The organism is Cumulibacter manganitolerans, assembly GCF_009602465.1.
Classification (GTDB): Bacteria; Actinomycetota; Actinomycetes; order Mycobacteriales; family Antricoccaceae; genus Cumulibacter; species Cumulibacter manganitolerans.
On sequence record NZ_WBKP01000005.1, the window covers coordinates 116,324 to 130,061 of the forward strand.

General features: G+C 69.9%; 17 protein-coding genes. 2 read left to right on the forward strand and 15 right to left on the reverse strand.

Going from position 1 to position 13,738, the window contains the following annotated elements; genetic code table 11:
* Nucleotides 1–6 precede the first annotated feature (6 nt).
* Nucleotides 7–696 carry a cell division ATP-binding protein FtsE gene (gene ftsE / locus F8A92_RS03395; RefSeq protein WP_153503335.1) on the reverse strand — a complete coding sequence of 230 codons (690 nt, stop codon included), beginning with the start codon at nucleotides 694–696 and terminating at the stop codon, nucleotides 7–9.
* Nucleotides 697–802: 106 nt separating this feature from the next.
* On the opposite strand from ftsE, the gene F8A92_RS03400 reads away from it, so the two are divergent.
* Nucleotides 803–1,597 carry a thioesterase family protein gene (locus F8A92_RS03400; RefSeq protein WP_153503338.1) on the forward strand — a complete coding sequence of 265 codons (795 nt, stop codon included), beginning with the start codon at nucleotides 803–805 and terminating at the stop codon, nucleotides 1,595–1,597.
* Here F8A92_RS03400 and F8A92_RS03405 read toward each other — a convergent pair.
* From F8A92_RS03405 to F8A92_RS03420, 4 genes are all read right to left on the reverse strand, one after another.
* Nucleotides 1,594–2,454, reverse strand: coding sequence for an alpha/beta hydrolase (locus tag F8A92_RS03405; protein WP_153503340.1), 861 nt, complete (start codon nucleotides 2,452–2,454; stop codon nucleotides 1,594–1,596). The genes F8A92_RS03400 and F8A92_RS03405 overlap by 4 nt on opposite strands.
* A 62-nt stretch (nucleotides 2,455–2,516) precedes the next feature.
* Complete coding sequence (locus tag F8A92_RS03410) at nucleotides 2,517–3,338, reverse strand: Fpg/Nei family DNA glycosylase (protein ID WP_153503342.1); 822 nt, start codon at nucleotides 3,336–3,338, stop codon at nucleotides 2,517–2,519.
* Nucleotides 3,339–4,520, reverse strand: a complete 1,182-nt coding sequence (locus tag F8A92_RS03415) for an acyl-CoA dehydrogenase family protein (RefSeq protein ID WP_153503344.1) — start codon at nucleotides 4,518–4,520, stop codon at nucleotides 3,339–3,341.
* Complete coding sequence (locus tag F8A92_RS03420; protein WP_153503346.1) at nucleotides 4,520–5,512, reverse strand: GlxA family transcriptional regulator; 993 nt, start codon at nucleotides 5,510–5,512, stop codon at nucleotides 4,520–4,522. The genes F8A92_RS03415 and F8A92_RS03420 overlap by 1 nt, the downstream gene beginning before the upstream one ends.
* A 70-nt stretch (nucleotides 5,513–5,582) precedes the next feature.
* Here F8A92_RS03420 and F8A92_RS03425 point away from each other — a divergent pair, with 70 nt between their 5' ends.
* A complete protein-coding gene (locus F8A92_RS03425; protein ID WP_228389155.1) occupies nucleotides 5,583–6,899 on the forward strand; it encodes an MFS transporter in 1,317 nt (438 codons plus the stop codon).
* Here F8A92_RS03425 and prfB read toward each other — a convergent pair.
* From prfB to F8A92_RS03475, 10 genes are all read right to left on the reverse strand, one after another.
* On the reverse strand, nucleotides 6,896–8,014 hold the full coding sequence (prfB, locus tag F8A92_RS03430) for a peptide chain release factor 2 (RefSeq protein WP_153503391.1): 1,119 nt from the start codon (nucleotides 8,012–8,014) through the stop codon (nucleotides 6,896–6,898). The two genes, F8A92_RS03425 and prfB, sit on opposite strands and share 4 nt — an antisense overlap.
* Before the next feature lie 69 nt (nucleotides 8,015–8,083).
* On the reverse strand, nucleotides 8,084–8,299 hold the full coding sequence (locus F8A92_RS03435) for a CsbD family protein (protein WP_153503350.1): 216 nt from the start codon (nucleotides 8,297–8,299) through the stop codon (nucleotides 8,084–8,086).
* Nucleotides 8,300–8,416: 117 nt separating this feature from the next.
* Nucleotides 8,417–8,791, reverse strand: a complete 375-nt coding sequence (locus F8A92_RS03440) for a PH domain-containing protein (RefSeq protein ID WP_153503352.1) — start codon at nucleotides 8,789–8,791, stop codon at nucleotides 8,417–8,419.
* Between the two features lie 46 nt (nucleotides 8,792–8,837).
* The gene (locus tag F8A92_RS03445) at nucleotides 8,838–9,287 is read right to left on the reverse strand and encodes a pilus assembly protein TadG-related protein (RefSeq protein ID WP_153503354.1); all 450 of its coding nucleotides are present in this window, start codon (nucleotides 9,285–9,287) and stop codon (nucleotides 8,838–8,840) included.
* Nucleotides 9,284–9,751 carry a hypothetical protein gene (locus F8A92_RS03450; RefSeq protein WP_153503356.1) on the reverse strand — a complete coding sequence of 156 codons (468 nt, stop codon included), beginning with the start codon at nucleotides 9,749–9,751 and terminating at the stop codon, nucleotides 9,284–9,286. Before F8A92_RS03450 ends, F8A92_RS03445 begins: the two co-directional genes overlap by 4 nt.
* Nucleotides 9,748–10,176, reverse strand: coding sequence for a TadE/TadG family type IV pilus assembly protein (locus F8A92_RS03455; RefSeq protein ID WP_153503358.1), 429 nt, complete (start codon nucleotides 10,174–10,176; stop codon nucleotides 9,748–9,750). Before F8A92_RS03455 ends, F8A92_RS03450 begins: the two co-directional genes overlap by 4 nt.
* Complete coding sequence (locus tag F8A92_RS03460) at nucleotides 10,148–10,351, reverse strand: hypothetical protein (RefSeq protein WP_153503360.1); 204 nt, start codon at nucleotides 10,349–10,351, stop codon at nucleotides 10,148–10,150. Before F8A92_RS03460 ends, F8A92_RS03455 begins: the two co-directional genes overlap by 29 nt.
* 37 nt (nucleotides 10,352–10,388) lie before the next feature.
* Nucleotides 10,389–11,327 carry a type II secretion system F family protein gene (locus F8A92_RS03465; protein ID WP_153503362.1) on the reverse strand — a complete coding sequence of 313 codons (939 nt, stop codon included), beginning with the start codon at nucleotides 11,325–11,327 and terminating at the stop codon, nucleotides 10,389–10,391.
* Nucleotides 11,324–12,178 carry a type II secretion system F family protein gene (locus tag F8A92_RS03470; RefSeq protein WP_153503363.1) on the reverse strand — a complete coding sequence of 285 codons (855 nt, stop codon included), beginning with the start codon at nucleotides 12,176–12,178 and terminating at the stop codon, nucleotides 11,324–11,326. The genes F8A92_RS03465 and F8A92_RS03470 overlap by 4 nt, the downstream gene beginning before the upstream one ends.
* 13 nt (nucleotides 12,179–12,191) lie before the next feature.
* A partial coding sequence (locus tag F8A92_RS03475; protein WP_228389157.1) for a CpaF family protein occupies nucleotides 12,192–13,738 on the reverse strand: 1,547 nt, incomplete at its 5' end.

A 13,738-nucleotide genomic window follows, 5' to 3' on the forward strand; every position in this document is an offset into this window, starting at 1 on the left:
GTGGGGTCAGCGGCCGACGCCGTAGACGCCGCGGCTCTGGTCGCGCATCAGCCGACCGTTGTCGAGCTCGATGACACGACGGCGCATGGCGTCGACGATGTTGGAGTCGTGGGTGGCCATCAGCACCGTCGTGCCGGTGCGGTTGATGCGCTCCAGCAGCAGCATGATGTCCTGGCTCGTCTCGGGGTCGAGGTTGCCGGTGGGCTCGTCGGCGAGCAGCACGAGCGGACGGTTCACGAACGCGCGGGCGATCGCGACGCGCTGCTGCTCACCGCCGGAGAGCTCGTGGGGCATGCGGTCGGCCTTGCCCTCGAGACCGACCAGATCGAGCACCTCGGGCACGACCTTGCGGATGGTGCTGCGCGGCTTGTTGATGACCTGCAGCGCGAACGCGATGTTCTCCGCGACGGTCTTGTTCTTCAGCAGGCGGAAGTCCTGGAAGACGCATCCCATGGTGCGGCGGAGCTTGGGCACCTGCCACTTGCTCATCTTGTTCAGGTGCCGGCCGCCGACGTACACGTCCCCCTTCGACGGCGTCTCCTCGCGGAGCAGCAGCTGCAGGAACGTCGACTTGCCCGACCCCGACGGACCGATCAGGAAGACGAACTCTCCCTTGTCGATCTCCAGCGACAGGTCGTCCAGGGCAGGCCGGGTCGACGTCGAGTAGAACTTGCTGACGTTTTCAAGACGAATCACAACGGAGTATCCTACCGCGTCGTTATCAATTCGTAGTCAATTAGGCGCCGTCTCACAAAACGGGCGGCCGGCGGGGCGGCCGATCGCCCCTCGCTACTATCGCGCCATGTCCGAGAGCATGACCGGTGTCGAGGCGTTCTACCTGCCCGCGGACGGCGGCCGCTACCAGCCGACGTACGCGACGATGAGCCCGTGGGACGGCAGCGCCCAGCACGGCGGGCCGCCGTCCGCGCTGCTGGCGCACGCGATGACCGACCTGGTCGATCCCAGCCTGCGGCTGGCCCGCATCAGCGTGGACTTCCTCGGCGTGATCCCGCGCAAGCCGTGCGTGGTGCGCGCCGAGATCACCCGCCCCGGACGCCGCATCTGCCGTACCGAGGCGACGATGACGGTCGACGACCGGGTCGTCGCGGCCGCGAGCGCGTGGCACATCGTGACCGGCGCCGAGCCGCCCGCGCGCGGCGTGCACGACTACCGCGCCCCCGAGCTGCCGGACGAGCAGCCGCAGCGGTTCTTCGTCGGGCTGACCGACTGGGGCTACGGCGAGGCCATCGAGTGGCGGTTCACCCACGGCTCGCTCGACACGCCCGGCCCGGCCGCTGTGTGGTCGCGGCTGCGGGTGCCCCTGGTGGCGAGTCGCGAGACGTCCGGGCTGGAACGGCTGATCGTCGTCGCCGACTCCGCCAACGGGCTGTCCAACGAGCTGCCGCTCGGCGACTGGCTGTTCATCCCGCCCACGCTGACGGTGACCGCGCTGCGCGCGCCGGTCGGCGAATGGGTGTTCGTCGACGCCACGACGACGCTGTCGGCCGACGGGCTGGGGCTCAGCACCGCCCAGCTCGCCGACTCCCAAGGGCTCTGCGGGACCGCCGCGCAGCCGTTGCTGGTCTCCGCGACCTAGGCCTGCGACCCGACGGTGCGGTCGAGGAACGCGAGGATGTCGGCGGTCACCTCGTCGCGGTTGGTCTCGTTGAGCAGCTCGTGCCGGGCCTGCGGATACAGCCGGACGGTCACGTCCTTCACACCGCCGTCCTGGTAGCGCTGCGCCACCGCCTCCACGAGCGCACCGCCTCCGGCGATCGGGTCGGCGTCGCCGGAGACCAGCAGCACGGGCAGATCGGGGCGCACGCGGGCCACCTCGGCGGGATCGGACGAGCGCTGCATGGTGTCGGCGCCCGGGAACGGCGGTGCGAGGAAGCCGCAGGCCGGGTCGGCGACGTACTTGTCGACCTCGGCCTCGTCGCGCGAGAGCCACTCGTACCCGGTGCGCTGCTCGAACGGCGCGTTGAACGCCGACAGGTCGGACGGCTCGTCGGAGCCGAGGGACGCCGACAGCGGGCCGGGGTCGGTGGTGCCGGAAAGCACGAGCGCGTCGATGTCGCCGGAGTGGTCCAGGACGTACTGCTGGCTCGCGAAGGAGCCCAGGCTGTGGCCGAACAACGCGACCGGAAGCCCGGGGTTGTCCTCCTTGATGCGCCGGTTGAGCTCGCCGATGTCGGCGATCCAGCCGGGCCACCCGTCGGGGCCCCAGTTGCCGTAGTCGCCGTTCGCCGTCCGGCCCGAGCCGCGTCCGTCCGGCCCGTAGACCAGGTACCCCGCGTCGGTCAGCGCCTCGGCGAACCGGCGATAGCGCGCGGCGTGCTCGGCGAGCCCGTGCTGGACCTGCACGACGGCGCGCGGCTCGCCCTCGGGCGCCCAGCGGTAGACCTGCAGGACGGTGCCGTCGGGGACGGTGACAGTGATCGTGGTCTCATCCATGCGCTCACTCTCGCACCCGGCGCCCGGCGGCGTGCGCGCGCCCCTCGCCCGGCGCAGCCCTGCTAGGTGCGGCGCTGGCAGCCGCCGCACCAGAAGAGGTTCCGGCCGGCGACCACCCGCGTCCGGATCCGGGCCCCGCAGCGCGGGCACGGCTGCCCGTCGCGCTGGTAGACGTAGTTGGGCCGGTCGTACGCCGGCTTGAGGGCGCCCTGCGCGATGTCCCGCTCGGCGTCGGCGACGTCCTCCTCGACCGTGATGATCCGCCCGGTGTGCACGCCGACGTGCATCAACCGCACCAGGTCGTGCCACATGGCCTCGACCGTGCCGCGCTTGATGCGCCGTCCGGCGTACGCCGGGTTGACCCGCTGCCGCCAGAGCACCTCGCAGCGGTAGATGTTGCCGACGCCCGCGATCACGCTCTGGTCCATCATCAGCTCGGCGATGCTCTTGCCGCTGCGGTGGATGCGCTCCCACGCGCGAGTCGGCTCGGCGCTCGGCTGCAGCGGGTCCGGGCCCTGCCGCGCCACCAGCGCGTCCACCTCGACGGGCGTCACCAGGGTGCACACCATCGGGCCGCGTAGATCGGCGACATACCGCTCGTTGAGCAGCCGCAGCCGGACGGCGCCCTGCACGGCCGGCTCGGCCCCGTCGGTGGCGTGCACCGCCAGCTTGCCGATCAACCCCAGGTGGATGTGCACCGTCTGGCCGCCGATCTCGACGAACAGCAGCTTCCCGTGCGCCCAGGCGCGCTCGAACGGTCGGCCGTCCAGGATGGCCGCGCTCTCGGCGAACCTGCCCTGCGGGCTCGTGACCGCCGGCGCGGTGCCGGCGAACGCATCGGTCAGCTCGCGGCCGATCCGGTGCAGCGTGTGGCCCTCCGGCATCTAGTACGACCGCGGGAGCCCGAGCTCGCGCTCGGCGATGTAGTTGAGGACCATCTGGTTGTTGACCGGCGCGATCCGCATCAGCCGCGACTCCAGGAAGAACCGGCCGATGTGGTACTCGCGCGCGAAGCTGTAGCCGCCGAAGGTCTGCATCGCCCGGTCGGCGCACTCGAAGGCGGCCTCGCTGGCGAGGTACTTCGCGGCGTTCGCGTAGGTGCCGACCTCGCCGGCGCCCCGCGCGGCGTACTGGGCAGCGCCGTCGTACAGCACGTTGGCGGCGGCGACCAGCTTGAGGAACGAGTCGGCCAGCGGGTGCGCGACGGCCTGGTTCTTGCCGATCTGCCGGTCGAAGACCACCCGCTCCTTGGCGTACGCCGAGGCGGCGTCCAGCGCCCAGCGCCCCATGCCCAGCGACTCGCTCGCCAGCATCAGCCGCTCGGAGTTGAGGCTGTGCAACAGGTGGTAGAAGCCGCGGCCCTTCTCGCCGACGATGTCGGCCTCGGAGACCGGGTGGTCCTCGAAGAACACCTCGGCCGACGCGACGGCGTTGCGGGCGATCTTGTTGATCGGCCGGATGGTGACCGAGTCGGCCTTGAGGTCGGTGAGGAACAGGGTGAGCCCGAGCGCCTGGTTCTCCTCCGGTCCCGGCGTCGACGTGCGGGTCAGCACCATGATCTTGTCGCCGCGCAGCGCCCCGGAGTTCCAGACCTTGCCGCCGTTGATCAGGAACTCCCCCGGCGCGGTCTCCTTGGCGAAGGTGCGGATCTTCGTGGTCTGGGTCCCGGCGTCCGGCTCGGTGACACCGAAGGTCACATAGAGGTCGCCCTTGGCCAGTGCGGGCAGGATGCTCTGCTTCTGCTGCTCGGTACCGAATGCGGAGATGGCTGCGATGCTCAGCATCGGGATGTGCACGGTCGAGCATCCGTTCATCGCCGCGCCGCTGTATGCGATCTCCTCCAGAATCGCGCACATATCGGCGATCTGGCCGCCGTCGCCGCCGTACTCCTCGGGCACCAGCACGCCCATGAAGCCGGCGTCCGCGAAGGCCTGGAAGAACGCCTCAGGGAACTCGTGCTCACCGTCGTGCTGCTCCCAATACTCGAGCGGGAACTTTGAGCACAGTGCCCGAACCGCATCGCGAAGGTCGGAGTTTCCTTGCAGGTGTGGAAAGCGCGCGCTCATCAAACCGCCTCTCGGTGTGGATGCCGGGTGGACTCCGGTCCCCTGAACGTACGCCGATAGCTCGCCGGTCCTACACCCGCCGTCCGCCGCATGTGCTGGCGCAGTGACGCGCCGGTGCCGAGGCCGGCCCGTTGGGCGACCAGGTCGATCGGCAGGTCGGTCGCCTCCAGCAGCCGCTCGGCCTCGCGGATCCGCTGCTGGGTGAGCCACGCGCCCGGGGTCTGGCCGGTCTCCTCACGGAACCGGCGAGCGAAGGTACGCGGGCTCATGTGCGCGTGCGCCGCGAGGCTCGCGATCGAGTGCTTCTCGGCCAGGTGCTCGGCGAGCCACGCTCGGAGGGCCGCCGTGCTGCCGGCGTCGTCCAGCGGCACCGCGCGGTCGATGTACTGCGCCTGGCCGCCCTCGCGCCAGGGCGGGACGACGAGGTACCGGGCGACCTCGTTGGCGACGTCCGCCCCGACGTCCTTGCGGACGATGTGCAGGCACAGGTCGTTGCCCGCGGACAACCCGGCGCTGGTGAGCACGTCGCCGTCGTCCACGAACAGCACATTCGGGTCGAGGTCGACCTTCGGGTAGAGGCGGCGGAAGTCGGCCGCCTTGTCCCAGTGGGTCGTCGCCCGTCGCCCGTCCAGCAGTCCCGCGGCGCCCAGCACGAAGGCGCCGGTGCAGATCGACACCAGGCGGGTGCCCGGGCGGACGCCGGCGAGCGCCTCGGCGAGGTCGTCGGGGAGCCGACCCTCGCGGCGCGGGCCGGGCATGACGGTGCCGGGCACGATCACCGTGTCGGCCGCGGCGAGGGCCTCGACGCCCGCCTGTGGCACGATCGCATAGCCGTGCACGCTGGTCACCGGGTCCGCGGTCACGCCGACCGTGCGAACGTCGTACTCGCGCCGGCCGAGCACCTCGTTCGCGACGCCGAAGACCTGGGGCGGGATGGCCAGGTCGTAGCCGATCACGGGCGACAGGGCGAGGATCGCCACCGAATGCGTCATGGCAGAATTCTTTCACAACTTGGCGTTCCTGCCACTACCCGCGCTCCCGACCGATCGACAGAATCGACCCATGACCGAACCACTGCTCGACGAGACCGCTCCTTCGCGGCGCCGCCGGCTGCCGCATCGCGCCTGGATCGTCGCCGTCGTCGCGTTCCTGACCCTGGTCGGCGCCGCCGCCTTCCGCTCCGTGCCGAGCGTGCTGATGGATCCGCTGAACAAGGAGTTCGGCTGGACGCACGGGACGATCGGGCTGGCGGTCTCGATCAACCTGCTGCTGTTCGGGCTGATCTCGCCGTTCTCGGCGAGCCTGATGGACCGGATCGGCATCCAGCGGGTGGTCGCCGGCGCGCTGTTGCTGGTGGCGACCGGCAGCGGGCTCGCGGTGCTGATGACCGACGAGTGGCAGCTGCTGCTGCTGTGGGGCGTGCTGGTCGGCGTCGGCACCGGGTCGATGTCGATGGCGTTCGTCGCGACCGTCACCGGCCGGTGGTTCGTCGCCCGCCGCGGGCTCGTCAGCGGGGTGCTGACCGCCGCCGGCGCGGCCGGGCAGCTGGTGTTCCTGCCGTTGATCGCCTACCTGTCGGAGAGCTTCGGCTGGCGGGTCCCGTCGTTCACCGTCGCGGCGGTCGCCCTCGCGGTGATCCCGCTGGTGCTCACGCTGCTGCCGGACCATCCGCACGCCGTCGGGCTCGAGGCGTACGGCGCGACCGAATCGGAGCCCACTCCGCCCCGGGTGGCGCTGGCCAAGGGCACCGCCCGGTACGCGTTCGACGTCCTGCGGGAGGCCGCGCGGACGCGGGTGTTCTGGCTGCTGGCGGGCGGCTTCGCGATCTGCGGCGCCTCGACCAACGGGCTGATCGGCACCCACTTCGTGCCGGCCGCCCACGACCACGGCATGCCGACGACCGCCGCGGCGGGGCTGCTGGCGCTGGTCGGCATCTTCGACATCGCGGGGACCGTCGCCTCGGGCTGGTTCACCGACCGGTACGACCCGCGGATCCTGCTGGTCGTCTACTACACGCTGCGCGGCGGGTCGCTGCTGGTGCTGCCGATGCTGCTGGGACCGTCGACGAACCCGCCGATGTGGGCGTTCATCGTCTTCTACGGGCTCGACTGGGTGGCCACCGTGCCGCCGACCGTCGCGCTGTGCCAGCGCACGTTCGGCGCGAAGGCGCCGGTGGTCTTCGGCTGGGTGTTCGCCTCGCACCAGGTGGGCGCGGCGGTCGCCGCGCTCGGCGCCGGGTTGATCCGCGATCACGCGGGCAGCTATGCGCCGGCCTTCGTGATCAGCGGCGGGCTGTGCTTCTTCGCCGCGGCGATGTCGTGGGCGATCCGGGCGCGGCGCAACGAGACGACGACCGTGCCCGAGCCGGTGGTCGTCTAGTCGGCGGACGCGGTCTCGCGCTCCTTGCGCCACTTGATGCCGGCCTGCAGGAACCCGTCGATGTCGCCGTCGAAGACCGCCTGCGGGTTGCCGACCTCGTAGTCGGTGCGCAGGTCCTTGACCATCTGGTACGGGTGGATGACGTAGGAGCGCATCTGGTTGCCCCAGGAGTTCCCGCCGTCCCCCTTGAGGGCGTCGATCTTCGCCTGCTCCTCCTGGCGCTGGCGCTCGAGCAGCTTCGCCTGCAGGACCGCCATGGCGGTAGCGCGGTTCTGGATCTGCGAGCGCTCGTTCTGGCAGGAGACGACGATGCCGGTCGGCAGGTGCGTGATGCGGACCGCCGAGTCGGTCGTGTTGACGCCCTGGCCACCCGGGCCCGAGGAGCGGTAGACGTCGACGCGGATCTCGTCCTCGGGGATGTCGACCGCTTCGGACTGCTCGAGGACGGGCACCACCTCGACACCGGCGAACGACGTCTGCCGGCGCCCCTGGTTGTCGAACGGCGAGATGCGCACGAGCCGGTGGGTGCCCTGCTCCACCGACAGCGTGCCGTAGGCGAAGGGCGCGTGCACTGCGAAGGTCGTCGACTTGATGCCGGCCTCCTCGGCGTACGACGTCTCGTAGATGTCGGTCTTGTAGCCGTTGTTCTCCGCCCAGCGCAGGTACATGCGCTGCAGCATCTCCGCCCAGTCGGCGGCGTCGACGCCGCCGGCCTCGGCGCGGATGGTGATCAGCGCGTCGCGCTCGTCGTACTCGCCGGACAGCAGCGTGCGGATCTCGAGGTCGCCGATCTGCTGGCGGACGGCGGCGAGCTCGGAGACCACCTCGGCCTGGGTGTCGGCGTCGTCCTCGGCCTCGGCCAGCTCGAGCAGGACGGAGATGTCGTCCAGCCGCTGCCGGATCCCCTCGGCACCGCGCACCTCGGACTGCAGCCGCGACAGCCTGCTGGTCACCTGCTGGGCGGACTCGGGGTCGTCCCAGAGGTCGGGGCGAGCGGCCTCGGTCTCGAGATCGGCGATCTGCGCGCGCTTGGCGTCGAGATCGAGCACGGCTTCGATGTTGCGAAGGGTGCTGTCGAGGTCGGCCAGCTCGGCGGGGATATCTATGGACACAATCAACCAGAGTACTGCGGACACGGCAGTGGGGCGCCGCCAGTGCGACGCCCCACTGCGGTGTCGAGGTGCTTAGCGGCCGTCGCCGTCCAGCTTCTCCTTGACGTTCGAGACCGCGTCGGCGGCCTTGTCCTTGGCGTTCTCCCAGCCTTCCTTGACGTCGCCCTTCGTCTGCTGGGCGGTGCCTTCGGACTGCAAGTCGGGGTTGCCGGTCGCGTCGCCGATGCCTTCCTTGGCACCGCCCACGACCTGGTCCTTCTTCGCGTCTACCTTGTCACCGAACGACATGTGCGTCTCCCTGTGTCGAATGACTGCCGAAACTGCGGCAGGTGTACACCCCTCACGCTATCCGGGATCGGCGCACGAGGGGCGGGAATGCCGAAATCGGCGGTCTCATAGAACTCGCTACAGCGCGTACTGGCCGATGAGCTGGCTAACAGTGCGAATGTCGACTCGTCCCTTGAACTCGAGGCGCACCTTCCCGAGTGCACTGAACCAGAGCTCCAGCTCGGAGTCGAGGTCGAAGGTCCCCGCCGTCTCGACGCTCCACGCCTGTAGTTTCGCCAAAGGCAGCGATGTGTAGTCGCGCTTCTTCCCCGTCAAGCCTTGAACGTTGACAGTGATCAACCGCTTGTTCGTGAACGTGACCGTGTCCCGGCCGCCTTTGAAAGCCAGCACTACGTGCTCGTTCGGGACGAGCAATTCCGATAGCTCAGCCTGCGCATCGCTGGTGTCACGTTCCCCGAGTCGAAACACAGAACCGTTTGTGAAGTCAATCATCGTTGCAGCGTAGGCGAGCCCGCGAGCGCCAAGAGAGGACTGCGCCCTAGCCCTGCAGCGGTGCGCGACTCGTCGCGGTGACGACCTGGTGGACGCCGCCGGGTGCGAACACCGTCTCGAACGGCACGTGCGCGGTCCGCGCGCAGCGCACGACCACCTGCTCCCCGACCACGTCGATCCCGATGTCGACCTGCGCGGCCTCGGCTCCCCATGCCTGGACGGCGTACGTCGCGACGGCCGCCCGCGCCGCGCCCGGATCGAACGGCAGCGCCTCGCCGAGGGTCGTGCCGCCCCGCTCGAAGCCGTTGGCGGCCGCGATCGCCGCGCCGTCACACGCGGACTGCAGCGAGCGCAGCTGCACGAAGGCCGCTCCGGCCACGACGCCCCCGGTCAGCAGCAGACCGGCGAGCATGAAGAACCCGATCAGCAGCGGGATGGTCGATCCCTGCTCGCTGTCGGGGGCGGCATGGCGGTGGGTGGACGGGTCGATCTTCACCGGAACGCGTCCATCGCGACGACGTACTTTCCGGTGGCGGTGTTTGCGCTCAGCAGCTCGGGCAGCAGCGGGAGGCGGATCGGGATCTGCACGCAGACCACGAACACCTCGCCGCTGCTCAGCGCGGCGTCGTACCGCTCGGTCGTCGACGCGCACGTCGCGCCCGGCGGGGCGGTCCATACCCGCATTCCCGCGACATCGACGTTCTGGCTCTCGGCCGCGAGCTGAGCGGCATAGCGAGCGCGCGACATCGCCTCGTCGCCTGACTGCGCGGTGGCGACGGCGCGGCCGGCCTGGCGGGCCGCGTCGGTGGCGGCGAGCACCGTGCGTTGCACCGCGCTGAAGGCGAGCACGCCGTAGGTGAGCGGCACGAAGACCACGACGACAAGCAGCACGAACTCGACGACGCCCGAGCCCCGGTCACCGCGCGGCCGTCGGTCCTCCGAGGCGGCGGGCGCACTCATTGACCCTCCACGATCGCGCGGGCGGTGACCTCGACGGGCAGCATCGACCCGAGCGCCGTGACGATCGAGGGGATGGACCCGGTGCACCGTACGACGACCAGCCGAAGGCCGCCCGCGCCGACCTGCTCGCTCGACGTGCAGCTGATCGTCGAGGCGGCCCGCTCGGAGAGCGCCTCGGCGATGAGCGTGGCCGCGCGGGAGGCGCCCTGCCCCGCGCCGACGTTGGCGTTGGCCGCGTACCGCGCGGCCGCCATCGCGCTGCCGGCGATCACGCTTCGCTGATACAGGTAGAGACCGACTTGCAGTACCACGAGGAAGATCGCGGACAGCAGAACGGCGATCATGCTGAACTCGACGACCGCCGCCCCGTCGTCGCAACGTGGACCGCGCCGTCGGTCACTGGCCCGTGACCGAGTTGAGCGCATTCTGGATCGCTTCGACGATCGCCTCGCGGAACGGGATGAGGATCGCTATCACCAATGCCGCCGTCATGACGACCACCATCACCCAGCCCGGGACGTCACCGCGTTCGCGCTCGCCGCGCCAAGGTCCCACCAGAAGGGATGTCAACTGCGCCAGCAATCTCGATAACCAGCTCATGGGCGCCTCCTCGGACAGCGGGAACAGATGGGGTCGGTCATTGCGAAAGCTGGATGATGGACAGCAGGCCCGGGAACATGGCGAAGGCGACCGTGACCGGAAGCAGGAGGAAGACGACCGGCACCATCATGGTGATCTCGTTGCGGGCCCCGCGTTCGAGGAGGTGCCGCTTCGCCTGCTCACGAACGTCCGCCGCCTGCGCGCGCAGCACCTCGGCGAGCGGCGTCCCGCGCTCGAGCGCGATCACCAGACCGTCGATGAACCGAGCGAGCGGGTCGAGGCTGCTGGCCCGGGCCATCCGCTCGAGCGCCTCGGACAGCGGCACCCCGCTGCGGGTACGCCCGAGCGCACCCTGGATCGATCGGCCGAGCTCTCCGCCGACGAGCCGCGACACCCGGTCCAGCGCACCCTGCGGGCTCTCGCCGGCAGTGACCACGAGAGCCAGGAGCTCCGCAACGACCGGGAACTCGGCGATGATCCGCTCGTCCCGACGCCGTACCTGCACGGTGAGCCACCAGTCGCGGGCCAGCACGCCGGCCGCCGCACCGGCCACCGCGAGCAGCACGATCGAGGCGATCTGGAGGCGTCCGCTGTACAGCGTGATCGCCAGCCCGGCGGCGCCGCCGCAGAGCGCTCCGACGACCGCCCACAGGATCTGCTCGAAGCGAATGTCCTCTACGTCCCGGGAGTCATCGAGCGCGTCGAGGCGTCGTCGTACCGACGCTGCACCGCCGAACCACCTGTCGATGAGTGCTACCAGACCGCCGGTTCGAGGCAGGACGCTGCGCGCCAGTGCGTTGAGGCCGGTGACCGGGTCCTCGCGTAGCAGGCGGGACGGGCGTGGCTGCTCCCGGACGAACGGCGCGATCCGGTCTGCCAGAGGCATCCGGCGCGCGGGCGGTGAGGAGAAGACCGCGATGAGCACGCCGACTCCCGCCACGAGTCCGAGCAGCGCCCCGATGAGGACCGGATTCATCGAAGCACCCGCGCTTCCTCGGGAAGCCGGCCCAGGCGAAGCATCAGCCGGTACGCCACCACACAGACCGCCGCACCACACAGCAGCACGATGAAGCCGAGCGGCGTGTCGTACGCCGCGAGAGTCGTCGACTGCGTGCCCAGCAGGAGGAGGACCAGCCACGGCGCCGCCGCGGCGAGCCGCGCGCCGTTCACGGCGGCCTGCTTGCGGCTCTCGATCTCGCCGCGAATCCGCGATTCCTCCCGAACGAACCGGCCGAGGGTGCGCAGCACCGTGCCCAACTCGTTGCCGCCGACCTCACGGGTGACCCGCATGGTCTCGCAGACACGGTCACCGATGGGGTCGGCGAGCCGGTCCTTCAGGTCGTCCAGGCAATCGGTGAACCGCCCCGACGTCCGGTAGTCGGCGTCGAACTGCGCGAACGGCTCGCGGAGCGCCTCGGGGCCGCGCGTCGACAACGCGCCGAGCGCCTCGGGGATGGACATGCCTGCGCGTACCGCGCTGATCAGGTGGTCGATGGCCTCGGGCCAGACCTCGCGCAGGTCGCGTTGACGGCGGCCGTGCAACCGACGTACCCACCACAGCGGTGCCACGAAGCCGAATGCGCCGAACAGCGCCGCGATCGCTACCGAGCTGGTCGCGAGCAGCACGAGAACGGCGATGAGCGCCGCGGCCGCCAGCTGGAGCAGCCACAGCTGCGCGCTCGACACGGAGGGCAGACCGGCCTCGTTCAGCAGTCGGCGACGGCGCCCGTCCTCCTTCGGGCCGATCTTGGGGGCGTCGCTGGTGAACGCGGAGTAGATGAGCAGCAGTCCGAGCCCGGCGGTCAGCCCCAGCAGCGCGCCGGTCACCGACTGGCCCCGTTCATGGACGCGCTCCCGCGTCGAGCAGCCTCGGCAGGTCGATGCCGGCCATTGCGTAGCGCTCGGCGTGCGGCGGGAATCCCTGCGCTCGGACCAGCTTCCCGCCACGGGTCTGGAAGATGTCGGCCATCTCGACGACGGACCCCTCGACGCGGCCGGACAGTGCGACGATCTCCGTCACTCGCCGCCGTCCACCCGCCTCGAGCCGAGCATGCACGACGAGATCCACCGCGGTCGCCACCGTCGGCACGACGAACCCGGCGCTGATGTTCTCGCCGGCCAGCAGCGGAAGTGTGCAGAGCTTCTGCACGGCCTCGCGCGCGGAGTTTGCGTGGATCGAACAGGCACCGGGCAGCCCGCTGTTGAGCGCGATCAGCATGTCCAGGGCCTCGGCCTGTCGCACCTCGCCGACGATGATGCGGGAGGGCCGCATCCGCAGTGCTTCCTTGATCAACCTTCGTAGGGAGATGGCGCCCTGTCCCTCGAGGTTCTCTTGTCTGGTCTGCATGGCGACGACGTCCGGCAACGGCACCCTCAGCTCGAAGACCTCTTCGACGGTGACGACCCGTTCTTTGGGCGGAATGGCGGCGCTCAGACAGTTCAGCAGGGTTGTCTTCCCGCTCTGGGTTCCGCCCGCGACGATCACGTTGAGCCCGGCCATCATCGAGGCGTCGAGGAACGCGGCGGCGTGCGGCGTGAGCGTCCCCAGCTGGACGAGCTCCGACAGCCGCTGCGCCTTGACGACGAACTTCCGGATGTTCACGGCCATGTGCCGCCTGGTGACATCGGGGATAACGACGTGCAGCCGTGATCCGTCCGGCATGAGCGCGTCGACAAACGGGGTGCTCAGATCGAGCCGCCGTCCGGAGGTGCGCAGCATGCGCTCGACCAGATCGCCGAGCTCGGTCTCCGACAGCAGCACCGTGGTCAGCTCACTCACGCCGTTGCGCGCCGCGAAGACGCGTCCAGGGGCGTTGATCCATACTTCCTCGACCTCGGGGTCGTCGAGTAGTGGCTGCAGCGCACCGAACCCGGCTACCGAGCTGAGGACGGTCGAGGCGACGGATCGCGTATCGGTGATGGGCGGCAGCGAAGACGTGAGTGCCCGGTCGCCGTAGTCGCTGATGACCTCATCGATGAGCCGCCGCACTGCATCGGCGTCCACCAGGGGGTCGATTCCGCGTCTGCGGATCAGCTCCCTGACTTCCGTGTCGACGACACTGTGCGCGGAAAGAGCCACTGTCGATGATCCCTCGCATCGGTGACCTGCTGCTATGCGAGGAAATATAAGCCATGTGAAGGCCTGGACGACTCTCGTTATGCACAGGTGACCTGGAATCCGAGCTTCACCTGTCTCTGCCGTCCCGCCCGCCTCAGAAGCATCGAGACGACTGCCGGCCGCGTGCTCTCCGCGTGCTGGAGATCGCGGTTCCACTCCCGGTTCGCGGCGTGCTTCGGTACCGAAAGCGGGGGCGGATTCACGCGGTCGTCGCAACGCCTGTTGTTTTTGGCGGCGTTGAGAGTACCTCGTTGAGGACTTCGGCTGGT